The sequence below is a fragment of the Paenirhodobacter sp. genome (assembly GCF_047600745.1).
Taxonomy (GTDB): domain Bacteria; phylum Pseudomonadota; class Alphaproteobacteria; order Rhodobacterales; family Rhodobacteraceae; genus Rhodobacter.
In genome coordinates this window covers 99595-116762 of sequence record NZ_JASGKI010000003.1, presented here as the reverse complement: position 1 = coordinate 116762, position 17168 = coordinate 99595, and the positions used below count along the sequence as shown (strand labels likewise).

Here is a 17168-nt window from a genome sequence, read left to right as displayed (position 1 = left end):
CTGAGTGTCGCCCGGCGGGCGGGGCGTGTCAAATGACGCTTTGGGCCGCGTCAGAGCCCGCGCAGGAATCTTCGGAAAATGCGTTCGAGTTTCGCCGCACCCTGGGGGGCCATTGCCTTCGTGTGGTCGTGGCTGATGCTTTCGCCGGACAACCCCGCGCCCATGTTGGTGATCACCGACACCGCCGCGACCCGCAGGCCCAGGAACCGCGCGAGGATCACCTCCGGTACCGTGGACATGCCCACCGCATCGGCGCCCAGAATCCGCGCGGCGCGGATTTCGGCCGGGGTTTCAAAGGAGGGGCCGGAGAACCAGCAATAGACCCCCTCGGGCAGCGCGATCCCCTCCGCCGCCGCAGCAGTGCGCAGCCCGGCGCGCAGCGTTGGGTCATGCGCCTCGGTCATCGGGACGAAGCGGGCATCCGTCGGTTCGCCGATCAGCGGATTGGTCCCGGCAAAGGCGATATGGTCGCTCAGCAGCATCAGCCCGCCGGGCGGAATATCGTCACGCAGCGACCCGGCGGCATTGGTCAGCAGCAGATCGCCGCAGCCCAGATCGCGCAGGAGTTCCAGCGGCGCCCGCATCGCCGCCGGATTGCCGTGTTCATAGTAATGCGCCCGCCCGCCGAAAACCGCGACGCGCGTGCCCTCCAGCGTGCCGATCACCAGTTGCGGGCTGTGCCCCGACACCCCGGCCTGCGGAAACCCGTCGAGGTCGGCATAGGGGATCGCTACGCCATCGACCGCCCCCACCAGCGCCGCGAGGCCCGAGCCCAGCACCAGCCCGATCCGCGGCGGCTCCGCCCCCGCGCGGTCGCGCACCAGATCAGCGTTCCTTGACATAGGGTTCTCCTCCGGCACGCGGCGGGATCGCCTTGCCGACGAAGCCCGCCAGCACGATCACGGTCAGGATATAGGGCAGCGCGTCCAGCAGCGGCACCGGAACCGCGACATGGGCCACCCCCTCGATCACATCGGGGCGCAGCGCCAGCGCCTGAAGGAAACCGAACAGCATCGTCGCCCAGAGCGCATACCACGGCCGCCATTTCGCGAAAATCAGCGCGGCGAGGGCAATATAGCCGCGCCCGGCGGTCATCTCGCGCCCGAAACCGGCCTGCAACGCGGTCGCCATATAGGTGCCGGCCAGCCCGCACAGCAGGCCGGTGATCGCCACCGCCGCAAACCGCAGCCGGGTCACCGAAACCCCTGCCGTATCGACCGATTCCGGGTTCTCCCCCACCGCCCGCAGCCGCAGCCCGAAGCGCGTGCGGTAAAGCACCCACCACGACAGTGGCACCGAGGCGAGCGCGATATAGACCAGCACCGACTGCCCCGAGAGCACATCGGCATAGAACGGACCGAGCACCGGCACCGGGCGCAGCGCCTCGGCGAAGGGGAGGGCTATGGGGCCGAAGCGCGCCTCTCCGGCCAGCGCGGGGGTCCGCCCGCCCTGCTGGAACAGGCTCTGCGCGATCAGCACCGTCGCGCCCGAGGCGATGAAGTTCAGCGCGACGCCCGAGATGAGCTGATTGCCCCGGAAGGTGATCGCCGCCACCCCATGCACCGCCGCCAGCGCCAGCGACGCCACCACCCCCGCGCCCAGCCCCACCCAGGCCGAACCCGTCAGAAAGGCCACCGCGCCCGATGCCATCGCCGCCATCAGCATCTTGCCCTCAAGCCCGATGTCGAAAATCCCCGCCCGTTCGGAAAACAGCCCGGCCAGACAGGCGAACAGCAACGGCGTGCCCAGACGCAGCGTCGAGGCGAGGATCTGCATCAGCGTCTCGATATCCATCAGCGTGCCCCCCGGAAGAACGGCGCCAGCATCATCCGCACCATCGTATCCAGCGCGCCGGTGAACAGGATCACCAGCCCCTGCATCAGCAGCCGCAGTTCGATCGGGATCGTGGTCCAAAGGCCCATCTCCGCCCCGCCCTGATACAGGAACCCGAACAGCAGCGCCGCCAGAAACACCCCCAGCGGATGGTTGCGCCCCATCAGCGCCACCGCGATGCCGATGAAACCCGCCCCTTCGGAGGAGTTCTGCAACAGCCGACCGGCCTCGCCCATCACATTGTTCACCGACATCAGCCCGGCCAGACCGCCCGAAATCAGCATCGACAGCACGATGACCTTCACCGCCGAAATCCCGGCATAGCGCGCCGCGGTCTGCGATTTGCCGAAGGCGCGGATCTCATAGCCGAGCCGTGTGTGCCACAGCAGCACCCAGACGCCGACACAGGCCGCGATGGCGACGAAGAAGCTCACATTCGCCGGGACTTTCTTCGCGAAGATCAGGTTCAGCCCCGGGATCTGGCTGAAATTCGGCAGCGCCGCCCCCGGCCCGAAGCGCGCCGAGGCGGGGTCCATCTGCCCCACCGGGCGCAGCACCTCGACCAGCAGAAAGACGATCAGCGCCGCCGCGATATAGTTGAACATGATCGTGGTGATGACGATATGGCTGCCGCGCTTCGCCTGGAGCCACGCGGGCACCGCCGCCCAGGCCGCGCCGAACAGCGCCGCCCCCACCATCGCCGCCATCAGCGCCAGCGACCAATGCGGCCAGGGCAGGGCCAGACACACCAGCGCCACGCCAAGGCCGCCAAGCTGCGCCTGCCCCTCGCCGCCGATGTTGAACTGCCCGGCGTGATAGGCCACCGTCACCGCAAGCCCGGTGAACATGAACGACGTCGCATAATACAGCGTATAGCCCCAGCCATAGGCCGAGCCGAGCGCGCCCGTCACCATCACCTGCACCGCCTCGCGCGGGTCGCCGCCGATCAGCACGATCACCAGCGCCGAGATCGCCGCCGCCAGCGCCAGCGAGATCAGCGGCACCAGCACCAGATCGGCCCATTTCGGCAGCCGGGTCATGCCGCCACCCCCGCCATCAACAGGCCCAGTTCGCGTTCATTCGTCCCGGCGGGCAGCCGCTCGCCCATGATCCGGCCGTCGAACATCACCGCGATCCGGTCGGAAAGCGACATGATTTCATCGAGTTCGACCGACACCAGCAGCACCGCCTTGCCCGCGTCGCGCAGCGCCACGATGCGTTTGTGGATGAATTCGATCGCGCCGATGTCCACCCCCCGCGTCGGCTGGCCGATCAGCAGCACATCCGGGTTGCGCTCGATTTCCCGCGCGACGACGATCTTTTGCTGATTGCCGCCGGAGAACCCCCGCGCGGGCAGGAACGGGTTCGGCGGGCGGATGTCGAACCGCGCGATCTTGCCCTCGGTCTCCGCCACGATCGCGGCATTGTCCATCAGCAGGCCCTTCCTGTAGCTGTCCTGATAGCCCAAAGCGGTGTTTTCCCAGGCCGGAAAGTCGAGGATCAGGCCCAGATGGTGGCGATCCTCCGGCACATGGCCGATCCCCGCATGGCGCCGCGCGCGGCTCAGGTCCAGCGGCTGGCCGTTCAGCGTGGCCTCCCCGGTTGCGGTGCAAAACCCGCCCAGAGCCTCCAGCAGTTCGGATTGCCCATTGCCCGCAACCCCCGCGATGCCGAGGATTTCCCCCGCCCGCAGCGTCAGGTCGATGCCCTTCAGCCGCTCGACCCCGCCCGCGTCCTTGACCCGCAGGCCCTTGATCTGCAACAGAACCTTGCCGGGCTGCGCCGGGGCCTTGTCGACATGCAGCAGCACCTTGCGCCCCACCATCAGTTCGGCCAGCGCCTCGGGCGTGGTGGCGCGGGTCTCGACCGTCGCGGTCATCTCCCCCCGGCGCATCACGCTGACGGTATCGGTGATCTCCATGATTTCGCGCAGCTTGTGGGTGATCAGCAGCACCGTCTTGCCCTGTGCGCGCAGGTTCGACAGGATCCGGAACAGGTGGTCCGCCTCGGCGGGCGTCAGCACCCCGGTCGGCTCGTCGAGGATCAGGATGTCGGCCTGCCGATACAGCGCCTTGAGGATCTCCACCCGTTGCTGATGGCCGACGGAAAGATCCTCGACCACCGCATCCGGATCGACCTCCAGCTCATAGTCCCGCGCCAGTTGCTTCAGCTCCCTGCGCGCCTTGGCGAGCGAGGGGCGCAGGAGCGGCCCGTCCTCCGCGCCCAGAATGATGTTCTCCAGCACGGTGAAATTCGGCACCAGCTTGAAATGCTGAAACACCATGCCGATCCCGGCCCGGATCGCCGCCTGACTGTCCGGAATCGCCGTCTGGCGACCGTGGATCAGGATTTCCCCCGCATCCGCCCGGTAAAAGCCATAAAGGATCGACATCAGCGTCGATTTCCCCGCGCCGTTTTCGCCGATGATGCCGTGGATCGTGCCCGGCATCACCCGGATCGAAATATCGCGGTTCGCCTGCACGGGGCCAAAGGACTTCGACACCCCGCGCAGTTCGATCGCCGGAGCGGCCGCCATCACTCCACCGGGCAGGTGTTGTCTGTCATATAGTCGTGGACCTTGATTTCGCCCGAAACGATCTTGGCCGTGGCGGCATCGACGGCGGCCTTCATCTCGGGCGTGATCAGCGCGGCGTTGTTGTCGTCGAGCGCATAGGCAACGCCCTGCTGCGCGAGGTCCATCACCACGACGCCGGTGCTCAGGTCCGGCCCCGCGCGGAACGCCTCGGCCACGGCATTGTCGACGCGCTTGATCATCGAGGTCAGAACCTTGCCCGGGTGCAGGTGGTTCTGGTTCGAAATCGACGCCGATCGACAGGATCCCCTCATCCGCCGCCGCCTGCAACACGCCGATTCCGGTGCCCCCCGCGGCGGCATAGATCACATCGGCACCCTGCGCCTTTTGCGCCTTGGCCAGTTCGCCGCCCTTGACCGGATCGTTCCACGCGGCGGGGGTGGTGCCGGTGAAGCTGGTCAGCAGCTTCGCATCCGGTTTCGCGGCCTTCACCCCCTGCGCATAGCCGCAGCCGAATTTGCGGATCAGCGGGATGTCCATGCCGCCGATGAAGCCCACCGTCCCGGTTTTCGATGCCATCGCCGCCAGCATGCCGACCAGATAGGAGCCCTGCTCGTCGGTGAACACGACCGAGCGCACGTTCGGCTGTTCCGCCACCGCGTCGATGATGACGAATTTCGTGTCGGGATAGTCCGGCGCCACGATATTGAGCACGTCGCCGAAGGCGAAGCCCGTCATTACGATCGGATTCGCGCCCGACTCGGCCAGCCGCCGCAGGGCCTGTTCGCGCTGCGCCTCGGACTGCATCTCAAGCTCTTTATAGGTGCCGCCGGTTTCCTTCGCCCAGAGTTCCGCCCCGCCATAGGCGGCTTCGTTGAAGGATTTGTCGAACTTGCCGCCCAGATCGTAGATCAGCGCGGGTTCGGCACAGGCCGCTCCGGCAAGGAGGGCGAGCGCGGCGGTGGCGCCGAGGAAGGGCTTGCTGAGGGTCATCGGTCACTCCCGGTCATTGGCGGGGAAAACCCCGCAGGCACCAATGATTAGCGCCCAGAGCGGGGGGCGGGTCAAGCCGGATTCGGCCCCCGCCGCCTGCGGTTCGGGCGGGTGATCAAATGTCGGGCAGGGTGAGAACCAGCGCGTCGATCCCCGGGTGGTAGTAACCCCTGCGCCGCCCGGCCTCGCGCCAGCCGGCGGCGGCATAGAGCGCGCGGGCGGGGGCGTTGTCCTCGGCCACTTCGAGGAAGGCGCTGTCGGCGCCACGCGCGCGGGCGGTTTCCGCAAAGCCTGCGAGCAGGGCGCGCCCGGTGCCGCGGCGCCGCGCTTCGGGGGCGACGGCGAGGGTAAGAAGCTCCGCCTCCCCGGCGATCACGCGGCCGAGCAGGAACCCCTGCGGCGCCGTGAGCAGAAAGGTGAAGGGCGCGGCGAGCAGATCGCGGAATTCGCCCTCCGACCAGGGTCGGGGCGTGGTGAAGCAACGGGCATGCAGCGCGGCAAGGTCGGCGGGCGTCATCAGTCGAGCAACACCGGCGGCGGGTCCGAAGGCGGCGCGGCATCGGCGCCGCGCAGATACAGCGGGGCAGGGCGGGGCTGCGGCACCCCGGCCCTCCGCGCAGCGATCAGCGCCGTCGCCACCGCCAGGGGCAGCGCCGGGGCAATCCCGTTCCGCGCCGCCGACCCGATCTCCGGCGCGGTAACGGGCAGGGCGTCGAGTTCCACCAGTTCCGGCGTCGAGGTATCCGGTTCTGCAACAGGGCGGGTGTCCGGTTCTGGCTCGGAAACGGGCCGGATGCCTGCCCCCGAAATGGGCCGGGTGTCCGGTTCCGGGGCCAAGACGGGCGGGGCGTTCGGCTCCGTTCCGGAAACGGTGGGAATGTCGAGCGCGGTCGATGTCGGCGCAGAAACGCTCAGGGTGTTCGGTTCTGCGCTCGCCGCGAAGTGCTGCCGATAGGCCTGCCCGCGCCGGGCATCTTCGAGCACCACCACCGGGCGGGGGCCGCCTTCAGCCAGCGCCTCCAGCCGGCTGACGCCGATCGCCGGAATGCCGAGCGACAGCGCCAGACCGCGCGCGGCGGCGACGGAAATCCGCACCCCGGTGAAATTCCCCGGCCCGATGCCGACGCCGATCACCCCCAGATCCGCCCAGCGGACCCCGGCGCCTGCGAGCATTTCCTCCAGCATCGGCATCAGCCGTTCGGCCTGGCCCTTCGTCATCTCTTCGCAGCGTTCGGCGATCACCGCCCCGCCGCGCAGCAAAGCGGCCGCGCAATGCGCGGCCGATGTGTCGAAGCCCAGAACGAGGTCAGAGCGAGACAGGGCGCACCTCGGTCACTTCGGGGATGTAGTGGCGCAGCAGGTTCTCGATCCCCATCTTCAGCGTCAGGGTCGAGGACGGGCAGCCCGCGCAGGAGCCCTTCATGTTCAGGTAGACCACGCCGCGTTCAAAGCCGTGGAAGGTGATGTCGCCGCCATCCTGCGCCACGGCGGGGCGCACGCGGGTGTCGAGCAGTTCCTTGATCTGGCTGACGATGGCGCCGTCTTCACCGTCGAAATCGGCATGCGCCGGTCCGCCTTCGCCCTCCATCACCGGGGCGCCGGACTGGAAATGTTCCATGATCGCGCCAAGAATCGCGGGCTTCGCATGGGCCCAGTCGGTCGCGCCATCCTTCGTCACCGTCACGAAATCGGTGCCGAAGAACACGCCGGTCACCCCCGGAATGGCGAAGAGCCGCGTGGCCAGCGGCGATTTCGCCGCCGCCTCCGCCGTTGGGAAATCGGCGGTGCCGACCTCCAGCACGGTCTGGCCGGGCAGGAATTTCAGCGTGGCGGGGTTCGGGGTCGTTTCGGTCTGGATGAACATCGGCGCCTCCTCGGCGGCAAATTCTCGGTTGCGGCAGATATGGCCCCGCAACCCCCGCAGGTCAAGGCGCGCTCAGGTGATCGCTTCGAGCCGTTCCTTCGACATGTCGCCCGGCACCACGGTCAGCGGGCAGGGCAGCGAGCCGGAATTGCGGCTCATCTGCGTGACCAGCGGCCCGGGGCCGGATTTCTCGGTCGCCGCGCCCAGGACCAGAACGCCGATCTCCGGATCGGTGTGGATCACGTCGAGGATCTCGGTCACCGGCTCGCCCTCGCGGATGATCAGCTCCGGCGTAACCCCCTGCTTGTCGCGCATCCATTTGGCATAGACCTCGAAATGTGCCTCGATCCGCTCGCGGGCTTCGGTGCGCATGATCTCGGCCACGCCGATCCAGTGCTGGAACTCCTCGGGCGGGATCACCGCGATGACGCTGACGCCGCCGCCCGTATGGGCGGCGCGCATCGCGGCATAACGCATGGCATTCAGGCATTCGCGGGTGTCGTCCAGCACCACGAGGAACTTGCGCATTTCTGTCTCCTTCTGTCGTGATGATGACGTGGCCCGCGGCCCTTTGGCAAGCTCAGAGCGGGCTCGACAGCGCCCAATCCATATAGATTTCGCGCGCCTTGCGGGTCAGCGGGTTGTCGCCATAGGTCACATCGTCGAACTTTGCCACCGCCGTGACCTTGGCGAAGTTCCCGGTCAGGAAGACCTCATCCGCGTTGCGGAAGTCGTCGAGCGTGAGGACCGCCTCCTGCACCGTATAGCCCGCCGCGCGCAGGTTGATCATGTGGCGCCGCCGCGTCAGGCCCGACAGGAAGGTGCCGTTGGCGATCGGCGTGAAGAATTCGCCGTCCTTCACCATCCAGACGTTGGCCGTGGCGGTTTCGGCGACATTGCCCATCGCGTCCTGCACCAGCGCGTTGCCGAAGCCCTTTTTCTGCGCCTCGACCAGCATCCGGGCGTTGTTCGGATAGAGGCACCCGGCCTTCGCGTTGCACACGTTGTCGGCCAGAACCGGGCGGCGGAAGGAGGTGGTGGTGAGCGTCGTCGCCGCATCGGCGGGCGGCATCGGCACTTCCTCAAGGCAGAGCGCGAAGCCCGTGGCGCCCATCGCCGGCGCCACGCCGAGGTCCGACCCGTTCAGCGCCCAATACATCGGCCGGACATAGACCGCCGCGCCCTTTTCGTATTTGCGCAGCCCCTCGCGGGCGATCTCGATCATCGCCTCGGTTTCCACGGTGGGCGTGATCATCAGCGCCGCGGCCGAGCGGTTCACCCGTGCCATGTGCTGATCCAGATCGGGGATCAGCCCGTCGAACAGCCGCGCCCCGTCGAAGACCGACGAGCCCTGCCACATGCCATGGTCGGCGGCGCGCATGACGGGGATGTCCCCCTCGTGCCACTGGCCCTCGAAATAGGTGCGAATATTCTTGCCGAAAGACATCTTGGCCTCCTTGATCGCGGCGCGGACTTAACCACGCCGCCGGACAAAGGTCCAGCGGCCGCATTGTATCGGTGTCAAGCCTCACTCCGTGGCGTTCTGCGCCGTATTGGCGATGCCGAAGACCGAGCCGATCAGGCTCAGCACCGTGCGCGTGTTGTTGAGCGGGCTTTCGGTGGCCAGCACCAGATCCTTCGGCTGGATCGTGAAGTTCTGCGCCGAGAACAGCCCGTCGGTCGAAGTCAGATCCATGGTGAAGACCACGCGCTGCTGGCTTGGCCCGCCCTTGCCATCGGCCCGCACCGCCGCGGCCGGGTATTCGCGCAGGATCAGCACGCCCTTCGGATTGGCCCGCCCGGCGTTGATGCCGCCCGCCATGGTGACGGCCTCGATCGCGGTGAGGTCTTCCTTCGGGAAGTTGATCAGCTGCTGCTTCCCGGCGGCGCCGAGCGCGAGGAAATAGCGCCGGTCCTTTTCCACCGAAACCTTGTCGCCGGGCCGCAGCCCGGTGTCGAGCGCCGGATCGTCGAGCAGCCGCTGCATCGCGATCCGATAGGCGCGGCCCCCGCGCATCAGCCGCACCTGCGGGTTCTCGATCGTCGCGCTCGGGCCGCCCCCCTGCGAGATCAGCCCCAGCACCGTCAGCGACCGGTCCATCAGCGGCATCCGTCCGGGATGCGCGACGCCCCCCACCAGATCGACCGAATTGCCGCTGCCCGGCGTCGCCTCAAGCTGCACCTGTGCCGAAGGGATCATCCCCGACACCTGATCCTGGATCTTCTGCCGCGCGGCTTCGGGCGACAGGCCCGCCACCTTCACCGGCCCGACATAAGGCACGAAGATCGACCCCCCCGCCGAGACCTGCGAGGGCTGGAGCGCGGCGGTCGGCGCGTCGGGCGTGGTCAGCAGCTTGTTCTCGCCGCTCTCCCAGATCGCCAGTTTCACCATGTCCCCCCGCGCGAGGATCTGCCCCGGCGCGCCCGCGCCGCCCTTCGGCCAGCCCCGCACAGGGTCGGCCCCGCTGCCCGCGGGCCAGTGCTGCACGGCGGGAAGCAGGGCGGCATCCACCTGATAATGCACGAAACTCGGGGTCTGGGCGTCCTGTTCGCGCAGGATCTCATGTTCCATCGCGGCGCCGCGCGGCAGGGTGCATCCCGCAACCGACGTCATCAGAACCGCTGCGACCGTCAGCATGGTTCTCATTCGATCTTCCCCCGTTTCGCGCCAAGGCGCATGATGCTATGACGTGCAGCGGTAGCGCGAGGCCCCCAGCATGTTTTTCTGTCTATGATCAGAAACCAGTCAATTCTCAAGCCGAAGATTCCGCGTGTGCTGGTGATCGGCGGCTCCGGGCGGCTCGGGCCGCTGTTGCGGCGGGCCTGGGCGCTGGAGGGGGAGGACATTCCCTTCGTCTGGCAGGCGCGGCGCGAAACGGCTTTCGCGGGCTCAGGCGGGCCGGATCTGGTCTTCGATCCGCTGGCCGACCGGGGGGCGCTGGCGGCGGCTGCGGGCGCGGCGGATGTGGTGCTGTGCCTTGCGGGCGTCACGGCGGGGAGCGCGGAGGAATTGGCGGCGAATGTGACGCTGGCGCAGGCGGTGGTCGATGCGAGCCCGGTGCCGGTGCTGCTGGCGTCTTCGGCTGCGGTCTACGGCGCGGGCCCGTGTTCCGAGGACGACACGCCCCATCCGCTGGCGCCCTATGGCCGGGCGAAGCTGGCGATGGAGCAGGCGGTGCGGGGGCGGGCCGTGATGCTGCGGATCGGCAATGTGGTGGGGGCGGATGCGCTTCTGGGCCGTGTGGTGCCGGGGCGGGTGCTGGACATCTGCGCCGATGGGCTGGCACCCCGGCGCAGCTTCATCGGGCCGGTGGCGCTGTCGCGGGCGCTGGCGCGGCTGGTGCGGCTGGTGGCGGCGGGGGCGGAGGTGCCCGGGGTGCTGAACCTCGCGCTGCCCGGCGCCTGCGGCATGGACGCGTTGCTGCGCGCGGCGGGCGAGGGCTGGACCCCGCGCCCGGCGCCCGAAGGGGTGATCCCGGTGGTGGAGCTCGACGTGCGCCGGGCGGTGGCGCTCGGTCTGGTGCCCGAGGCGCCCGCGCGCGCCGCGGCGCTGGTGGCGGACCTTGCGCGGGTGCGGGCATGACGCGCTCGAAACGGCTTCTGGATATTGTGCTGGCGCTGGCGATCCTGCCGATCGTGCTGCCGCTGCTGCTGGGGATTTTGCTGGTGCTGGCGCTGACGCAGGGGCGGCCGTTTTTCTATGCCGCCGAACGGATGAACAGCCCCGATCACGCGTTCCGGCTGTGGAAGCTGCGCACGATGACGGTGGCGGCGGCGGATCGGGGCGTGTCGGGGGCGGACAAGGCGGCCCGAATCACGCCGGCGGGGCGGTTCCTGCGGCGGTTCCGGCTGGATGAACTGCCGCAGATCTGGAATATCCTGCGCGGCGACATCAGCTTCGTCGGCCCCCGCCCGCCGCTGCGCGAATATGTTGATCGTTTCCCTAAGGTATACAATCGGGTGCTGAAATCCCGGCCCGGAGTCACCGGCCTCGCCTCGATCCACTATCACCGGCACGAGGAATGGCTGCTGTCGCGCTGCACGACGCCCGAGGAAACCGACCGCGTGTATTGCCGCCGCTGCATCCCCGCGAAGGCGCGGCTGGATCTGCTTTATGCGAGCAATGCCTCGGTCTGCTTCGATCTGGTGCTGATTTTCCGCACCATCCGAAAGCTGATTAACTAAATTGGAAGAATTCCGCCCTAAATACGGCAGAAACATGCCGCCATGGGGCTTGATCCGGGGCAGGACAATGGGGCACAGTTGCTTGCCGGGAAACAGGCGGGTATTAATGGCAAAAGATTTCCTGCGCGGGCTGGCTGACCGAATATGCTGAAGACGATCATTTCGCTCAGTCGGATGCAGAAGGTGCTGATCCTTCTTGCGCTTGATGTGGCCGCCGTTCCCGTTGCGCTCGGGCTGTCGCTGCTGTTGCTGGGCAGGCGGGCCGAGGTGCATGACCTGTTCACCCGCCATCTCCCGCTGATCGGCATCCTGATGATCGCGGCGGCGGCGCTGGTTTCGCTCAGCGGGATCAACCGGCAGAAGCTGAAGGATTATCAGGGCGATGCGATCACCCGCTCGATGCTCGTCGCGGCGGGGCTGGGCGTGGTCGCGGCGGGGATGTCGGGCTTCTTCGACACCGGCCTGCCGACGGGGTTCCATATCATCTTCGCGCTGGTCTATTTCGTCGGCTTCTTCGTCAGCCGCCGCTTTCTGGTCCGGCTGCTGACCGAGATGTATCGCCGCTCGCCGGTTTTCACCCGCGCGGCGATCTATGGCGCCGGGCGCACGGGAATGGCGCTGGCGCGCGAATTGCGCAAGGCGGATGATCTGGTCGTCTATGCCTTCCTTGACGACAATGCGACGCTTTCGGGCATGAATGTAAACGGCCTGCCGATTTATTCCGGGGTCCATGCCGGGCGGGTCAAGGATCAGTTCAAGATCAACCGCGTCATTCTGGCGATGCCCTCGCTGTCGGTGGACAAACAGACCTTCATCGCGCGGCGGCTGGAGAAGCTGGGGCTGGAGGTGCAGACCCTGCCGGCCTTCACGCAGCTTTATGGCGGGGAGGAGCTGATGGGGCGGCTGACGCCCTCGCGCCCGTCGGCGCTCTTGCACCGCGATGCGCTGAACGAAACGATGGTGAAGGGCTGCGCGGCCTATACCGGGGCGAATGTGCTGATTTCGGGGGCGGGTGGCTCGATCGGGCTGGAGTTGTGCCGCCAGGTGATCGCCTGCAACCCGGCGCGGCTGGTGCTGTTCGAGCAATCCGAGATCGCGCTTTACAATGCCGAGGCCGAGATGCGGGTGCTGGCGGAGACGTCCGGCACCGAAATCGTCTCGGTGCTGGGCTCGATCTGCGACGGGGTGCATGTGGCGCAGGTGCTGGCCGCGCAGGAGATTGCCGTGGTGCTGCATGCGGCGGCCTACAAGCACGTCCCGCTGGTCGAGATGAACCCCCGCGTCGGCATCGCGAACAACGTTCTGGGCACCGCCGTTCTGGCGCGTGCGGCGCGCGAGGCCGGGGTGCGGCGGTTCGTGCTGGTTTCGTCGGACAAGGCGGTGCGGCCGGGCAATCTGATGGGCGCGTCGAAGCGGATGGCCGAACTGATCGTGCAGGAACTGGCCGCGCGCGCGTCGGGGACGATTTTTTCGATCGTGCGGTTCGGCAATGTGCTGGGGTCTTCGGGCTCGGTGATCCCGCGGTTTCAGGAACAGATTTCGCGCGGCGGGCCGGTGACGGTGACCGATCCGCGCGTGACCCGCTATTTCATGACGATCGAGGAAGCCTCGCGGCTGGTGCTGCTCGCCGGGTCGTTCGCGGCGGGCGGCGAGGTCTATGTGCTCGACATGGGCAAGCCGCAGAAGATCGTCGATCTGGCGCGGCGGATGATCGAGGCGGCGGGCTATACCGCGCGCGACGCGGCCAATCCGGCGGGCGACATCGAGATCGTCATCACCGGGCTGCGTCCGGGCGAAAAGCTGCACGAGGAACTGATGGTGCGGCGCGGTGCGCAGGCGACGGCGCATCCGAAGATCATCCGCGTGCGCGAGGACAGCCTGTCGCAACTGGAAATCGCCGCCGCGCTGCGCGACCTGCGCGAGGCGGTGGATGCGGGCGACGACGAGGCGGTGATCGCGGTGATCGCCCGCGCGGTGCGGGAATATGAGCCGCAAAGCCTGCCGGAAACCGCGCTGCAATGCCGCGTGGTGCAGGCCCGCCGCGCCGCGGAGCGCCCGGCGGAATAGGGCGGCGGGTGGGTTTTCCCCATCGCCGCGCAATCGGAATCCCCGCCCGCTGCGGTAGTGCCCCATTTGAGGGGATGCGGCCCGCTGCGGTGGAGGGTGGCATTTCCGGAACCGTTTTCTGGCTTGCCGTGAGAGGGGGCGGCGCAACCGTTGGCGGGGCGGTCTGTCAGGGTGTCAGACGGGGAAGGATCGTCAGCGGAACGGATCGGCGGGGTAGCCGACGCCGCACAGGTATAGCCCCTGCGGCGGGCAGACCGGGCCGCAGGCGGCGCGGTCGCGGGCCTCCAGCGCGGTGGCCACGTCTTCGGGCGCCCAGGACCGCGCGCCCACCCGCTCCAGCGTGCCGACGATGGAGCGCACCTGATTGTGCAGGAAGCTGCGCGCGCGCAGGTGGAACCGGTATTCGCGCCCGCCGGGATAGGGCAGTTCGTCGATCCGGAGCTCGTCCAGCGTCTTCACCGGGCTGTTCGCCTGGCACATGGTCGAGCGGAAGGTGGTGAAGTCGTGCCGCCCGATCAGATGCGCCGCCCCCGCCCGCATCGCTTCGGCGCTCAGCGGGTTCTGCACCTGCCACACCCGGCCCCGGTCATGGGTTACCGGCGCGCGCCGGGCGACCAGCCGGAACAGGTAGCGCCGCTCGATCGCCGAAAACCGGGCGTGGAATGCGTCATCCACCCGGGTGCAGGCGGTCACCGCGACGGGCGCGGGCTTCAGGTGGAAATTCAGCGCCTCGGACAGCCGGAACGGATCCCAGTCGCGGGACAGGTCCGCATGCGCGACCTGCGCCGTGGCATGAACCCCGGCATCGGTGCGCCCGGCGGCGGCGATCGTATGCGCCCGGGGTTCGAGCCGCGCGAGCGCCGCCTCCACCGCGCCCTGCACCGATGGCTGTCCGGCCTGCCGTTGCCAGCCCGCGAAGGGGCCGCCGTCATATTCGATCCTGAGCGCATATCTGGGCATGAGGGCGCCTTAACCGTGCCACCCGGCCTTGACAATCCCCCCTGTGAAATCCGCCCCGCCGCCCCTATGTTCGGAAAGACGAGTGGGAGCAGCGCCTTGCGGATATCCGACCTGACCGACGGCCTTGGCCGCAGTATCGAGAAGCCTGGGGGCCTCGGTGACGGGAACCCTGTTCGAGCCGGTGATCCGGCTGGGCGTCACGGGCCTGTCGCGCGCGGGGAAAACGGTGTTCATCACCTCGCTGGTGGCCAATCTGCTCGACCGGGGGCGGATGCCGGCGCTGAGCGGGGGGGCGAATATCCGCGCGGCCTTCCTGCAACCGCAGCCCGACGATACCGTGCCGCGCTTCGACTACGAGGGGCATCTGGCCGCGCTGACCGGGCCGGATCCGCATTGGCCGGAGGGCACGCGGGCGGTGTCCGAACTGCGGCTGAGCTTTCGCGTCGCGCCTTCGGGGTTGCTGGGGGGGCTGCGCGGGCTGCGGACGGTGCATCTCGACATCGTGGATTATCCGGGGGAATGGCTGCTGGATCTGGGCCTGATCGACCGCAGCTTCGCGCAATGGTCCGAGGGCGTGCTGGCGCGGATGCCCGCGCGGCCGGGGGCGGAGGCGTTCCTGACCCGGCTCGCCGCGACCGACCTGAGCGCGCGGATGCAGGAGCCCGCGGCGAAGGCGCTGGCCGAGACTTTCACCGCGCATCTGCGCGCGGCGCGGGTGGCGGGGTGGTCCGATTGCTCGCCGGGGCGGTTTCTCCTGCCCGGAGAGATGGAGGGCTCGCCCGTCCTGACCTTCGCGCCGGTGCCGCCGGGGGAATATCCGCGCGGCTCGCTGGGGCGGGAGATGGCGCGGCGCTTCGATGCCTATAAATCGCAGGTGGTGCGGCCCTTCTTCCGCGACCATTTCGCCCGGATCGACCGGCAGGTGGTGCTGGTCGATGTGCTGGGCGCGATCCATGCCGGGCCCGCCGCGCTGGAGGATCTGCGGCAGTCGATGGCGGCGATCCTGATGGCGTTCCGGCCGGGGACGGCGGGGTTCCTGGCCTCGCTTCTGGGGGCGAAGCGGGTGGAGCGGATCCTGTTCGCCGCGACCAAGGCCGACCATCTGCACCATACACAGCACGCCCGGCTGACCGCGATCACCGGCGCGCTGCTGCGCGAGGCGAAGGACCGGGCGGATTTTTCCGGGGCGAAGACGCTGGCGCTGTCGCTCGCGTCGCTGCGCACCACGACCGAGGACATGCTGGCGGCGGATGGCGAGGCCCTGCCCGCGGTGCGGGGGCGGCTGGCGGATGGCCGGTCGGTCGCGCTTTATCCCGGTGACCTGCCCGAGGATCCGGCGCAGCTTCTGGCCCCGGCGCGGGAGGGGGCGGCGCGCTGGCTCGATGGCGATTTCGCGGTGATGGATTTCGCCCCCGCGCCCGTGACCCTGCGCTCCGGCGAGGGGCCGCCGCATATCCGGCTCGACCGGGCCGCGGAATTCCTGATCGGAGACAAGCTGTGAAAAAGCCGCTGATCGTTGAACTTTCGGAGAGTCCATCCCCCGCCGAGGCGCCGCCCGTGATGGATGACCCGCCGCAGGGCCGGGCGATGCAGATCGCCGCGCGGCTGGCGGCGCGGCCCCGGTCCCGGCTGGGGCGGTTCTTCTGGGCGGCGGCTTCGGTGCTGCTGGGGTTTGTGGTCTCCGTCGCGGCCTGGCGGTTTGTCGAGGGGCTGTTGGCCTCTAGCCCGTTGCTGGGCGGGATCGCGGCGGTGCTGATCGGGCTGTTCGTTCTGGCGGCGGCGCTGGTCGCGCTGCGCGAACTGGCGGCCTTCGCCCGGCTCGCGCGGCTGGATCATGTGCATCGCGCGGTGCTGGAGGCGGATGACCTCGCCCGCGCGCGCAAGGCGGTGGAAGCCGCGCGGTCAGCGGGTAGTCCTGCGCGGTGGGATGACCTCGCCCGCGCGCGCAAGGCGGTGGAGCGGGTCGCGGGGCTGTATTCCGCGCGCGACGATATGGCCTGGCCGCGCCAGCGTCTGGCCGAGCGCGCGCCCGAGCAGCTGGACCCCCAGACCCTGCTGACGCTGGCGGAAACCGAGCTGATGGCCCCCCTCGACGCCGCCGCCCGGCTGGAGATCGAGGCCGCCGCGCGCACCGTGGCCACGGTGACGGCGCTGGTGCCGCTCGCGCTCGCCGATGTCTTCGCGGCGCTGACGGCGAACCTGCGGATGATCCGGCGCGTGGCGGAGATCTATGGCGGGCGGGCCGGGACGCTGGGGGCGATGCGCCTCGCGCGGACCGTGCTGACGCATCTGGTCGCCACGGGCGCGGTGGCGGCGGGGGATGATCTGGTCGAAACGGTGACCGGCGGGCATATCTTCGCCAAACTCTCGCGCCGCTTCGGCGAGGGCGTGGTGAACGGCGCGCTGACCGCGCGGGTCGGCGTCGCCGCAATGGAGGTCTGCCGCCCGATGCCGTTCCGCGCCCTGCCGAAACCCCGCGTCACCGCGCTGACCGGCCGCGCGCTGGCGGGGGTCTTCGACCGCGCCAAGGATGCGCCGGACTGATCTCGGCAAGCTGCGGTGAGAAGATTTCGGCATCCGCATGGACCAAGCCGGAGGCCCGCGCCCGGGGATGTGCCGCTAGACGATAGCCCAGCCATCTTGGAAGGTCCGAAGCGCCGAAGAACCATGCCTCATGCGCGTAGCGCTGCTGCGCCCGGGCAATATGCGGGTGCAGGGCGCTGATGGGCAGGC

Annotated in this window: 16 protein-coding genes and 1 pseudogene; 5 read left to right on the top strand and 12 right to left on the bottom strand. The window is 68.7% G+C overall.

Features of this window, described 5'->3' with window-relative positions; genetic code table 11:
* Positions 1–50: 50 nt before the first annotated feature.
* From QM789_RS07120 to QM789_RS07070, 11 genes and pseudogenes are all read right to left on the bottom strand, one after another.
* Positions 51–842, bottom strand: a complete 792-nt coding sequence (locus QM789_RS07120) for a purine-nucleoside phosphorylase (RefSeq protein ID WP_420351261.1) — start codon at positions 840–842, stop codon at positions 51–53.
* A complete protein-coding gene (locus tag QM789_RS07115) occupies positions 826–1794 on the bottom strand; it encodes an ABC transporter permease (protein WP_420351260.1) in 969 nt (322 codons plus the stop codon). The genes QM789_RS07120 and QM789_RS07115 overlap by 17 nt, the downstream gene beginning before the upstream one ends.
* The gene (locus tag QM789_RS07110) at positions 1794–2873 is read right to left on the bottom strand and encodes an ABC transporter permease (protein ID WP_420351259.1); all 1080 of its coding nucleotides are present in this window, start codon (positions 2871–2873) and stop codon (positions 1794–1796) included. The genes QM789_RS07115 and QM789_RS07110 overlap by 1 nt, the downstream gene beginning before the upstream one ends.
* Entirely contained in the window at positions 2870–4369 is a 1500-nt protein-coding gene (locus QM789_RS07105; RefSeq protein WP_420351258.1) for an ABC transporter ATP-binding protein, read from the bottom strand. The genes QM789_RS07110 and QM789_RS07105 overlap by 4 nt, the downstream gene beginning before the upstream one ends.
* Positions 4369–5359 (bottom strand): annotated as a pseudogene (locus QM789_RS07100) (BMP family lipoprotein). Before QM789_RS07100 ends, QM789_RS07105 begins: the two are co-directional and overlap by 1 nt.
* Before the next feature lie 115 nt (positions 5360–5474).
* Positions 5475–5876, bottom strand: a complete 402-nt coding sequence (locus QM789_RS07095) for a GNAT family N-acetyltransferase (protein ID WP_420351257.1) — start codon at positions 5874–5876, stop codon at positions 5475–5477.
* On the bottom strand, positions 5876–6658 hold the full coding sequence (gene tsaB, locus QM789_RS07090; RefSeq protein WP_420351498.1) for a tRNA (adenosine(37)-N6)-threonylcarbamoyltransferase complex dimerization subunit type 1 TsaB: 783 nt from the start codon (positions 6656–6658) through the stop codon (positions 5876–5878). Before tsaB ends, QM789_RS07095 begins: the two co-directional genes overlap by 1 nt.
* 7 nt (positions 6659–6665) lie before the next feature.
* Positions 6666–7223, bottom strand: a complete 558-nt coding sequence (locus QM789_RS07085; protein ID WP_420351256.1) for a NifU family protein — start codon at positions 7221–7223, stop codon at positions 6666–6668.
* Positions 7224–7295: 72 nt separating this feature from the next.
* Positions 7296–7751 (bottom strand): universal stress protein, encoded by a 456-nt coding sequence (locus tag QM789_RS07080; protein ID WP_420351255.1) that lies wholly within the window; start codon positions 7749–7751, stop codon positions 7296–7298.
* A gap of 52 nt (positions 7752–7803) precedes the next feature.
* A complete protein-coding gene (locus QM789_RS07075) occupies positions 7804–8670 on the bottom strand; it encodes a branched-chain amino acid aminotransferase (protein ID WP_420351254.1) in 867 nt (288 codons plus the stop codon).
* A gap of 81 nt (positions 8671–8751) precedes the next feature.
* Positions 8752–9861: a polysaccharide biosynthesis/export family protein gene (locus QM789_RS07070; protein ID WP_420351253.1), complete on the bottom strand. Its 1110-nt coding sequence runs from the start codon at positions 9859–9861 to the stop codon at positions 8752–8754.
* A 93-nt stretch (positions 9862–9954) separates the two neighbouring features.
* On the opposite strand from QM789_RS07070, the gene QM789_RS07065 reads away from it, so the two are divergent.
* The 3 genes from QM789_RS07065 (at position 9955) to QM789_RS07055 (ending at position 13475) form a co-directional block, all read left to right on the top strand.
* Positions 9955–10806: an NAD-dependent epimerase/dehydratase family protein gene (locus tag QM789_RS07065; RefSeq protein WP_420351252.1), complete on the top strand. Its 852-nt coding sequence runs from the start codon at positions 9955–9957 to the stop codon at positions 10804–10806.
* Positions 10803–11408, top strand: coding sequence for a sugar transferase (locus QM789_RS07060; protein ID WP_420351251.1), 606 nt, complete (start codon positions 10803–10805; stop codon positions 11406–11408). The genes QM789_RS07065 and QM789_RS07060 overlap by 4 nt, the downstream gene beginning before the upstream one ends.
* A gap of 144 nt (positions 11409–11552) precedes the next feature.
* Positions 11553–13475: a polysaccharide biosynthesis protein gene (locus QM789_RS07055; RefSeq protein WP_420351250.1), complete on the top strand. Its 1923-nt coding sequence runs from the start codon at positions 11553–11555 to the stop codon at positions 13473–13475.
* 192 nt (positions 13476–13667) lie between these two features.
* On the opposite strand, the gene truA is transcribed toward QM789_RS07055, so the two are convergent.
* The gene (gene truA / locus QM789_RS07050; RefSeq protein ID WP_420351249.1) at positions 13668–14435 is read right to left on the bottom strand and encodes a tRNA pseudouridine(38-40) synthase TruA; all 768 of its coding nucleotides are present in this window, start codon (positions 14433–14435) and stop codon (positions 13668–13670) included.
* A gap of 157 nt (positions 14436–14592) precedes the next feature.
* On the opposite strand from truA, the gene QM789_RS07045 reads away from it, so the two are divergent.
* A complete protein-coding gene (locus QM789_RS07045) occupies positions 14593–15936 on the top strand; it encodes a YcjX family protein (RefSeq protein WP_420351248.1) in 1344 nt (447 codons plus the stop codon).
* Entirely contained in the window at positions 15933–16979 is a 1047-nt protein-coding gene (locus QM789_RS07040) for a YcjF family protein (protein ID WP_420351247.1), read from the top strand. Before QM789_RS07045 ends, QM789_RS07040 begins: the two co-directional genes overlap by 4 nt.
* The last annotated feature ends 189 nt before the right edge of the window (positions 16980–17168 follow it).

Excerpts from the sequence above, each read along its gene's own strand:
- QM789_RS07120 (WP_420351261.1), bottom strand. The coding sequence starts at position 842 with ATGTCAAGGAACGCTGATCTGGTGCGCGACCGCGCGGGGGCGGAGCCG.
- QM789_RS07115 (WP_420351260.1), bottom strand. The coding sequence starts at position 1,794 with ATGGATATCGAGACGCTGATGCAGATCCTCGCCTCGACGCTGCGTCTG.
- QM789_RS07110 (WP_420351259.1), bottom strand. The coding sequence starts at position 2,873 with ATGACCCGGCTGCCGAAATGGGCCGATCTGGTGCTGGTGCCGCTGATC.
- QM789_RS07105 (WP_420351258.1), bottom strand. The coding sequence starts at position 4,369 with ATGGCGGCCGCTCCGGCGATCGAACTGCGCGGGGTGTCGAAGTCCTTT.
- QM789_RS07095 (WP_420351257.1), bottom strand. The coding sequence starts at position 5,876 with ATGACGCCCGCCGACCTTGCCGCGCTGCATGCCCGTTGCTTCACCACG.
- QM789_RS07085 (WP_420351256.1), bottom strand. The coding sequence starts at position 7,223 with ATGTTCATCCAGACCGAAACGACCCCGAACCCCGCCACGCTGAAATTC.
- QM789_RS07080 (WP_420351255.1), bottom strand. The coding sequence starts at position 7,751 with ATGCGCAAGTTCCTCGTGGTGCTGGACGACACCCGCGAATGCCTGAAT.
- QM789_RS07075 (WP_420351254.1), bottom strand. The coding sequence starts at position 8,670 with ATGTCTTTCGGCAAGAATATTCGCACCTATTTCGAGGGCCAGTGGCAC.
- QM789_RS07070 (WP_420351253.1), bottom strand. The coding sequence starts at position 9,861 with ATGCTGACGGTCGCAGCGGTTCTGATGACGTCGGTTGCGGGATGCACC.
- QM789_RS07065 (WP_420351252.1), top strand. The coding sequence starts at position 9,955 with ATGATCAGAAACCAGTCAATTCTCAAGCCGAAGATTCCGCGTGTGCTG.
- QM789_RS07060 (WP_420351251.1), top strand. The coding sequence starts at position 10,803 with ATGACGCGCTCGAAACGGCTTCTGGATATTGTGCTGGCGCTGGCGATC.
- QM789_RS07055 (WP_420351250.1), top strand. The coding sequence starts at position 11,553 with ATGCTGAAGACGATCATTTCGCTCAGTCGGATGCAGAAGGTGCTGATC.
- truA (WP_420351249.1), bottom strand. The coding sequence starts at position 14,435 with ATGCCCAGATATGCGCTCAGGATCGAATATGACGGCGGCCCCTTCGCG.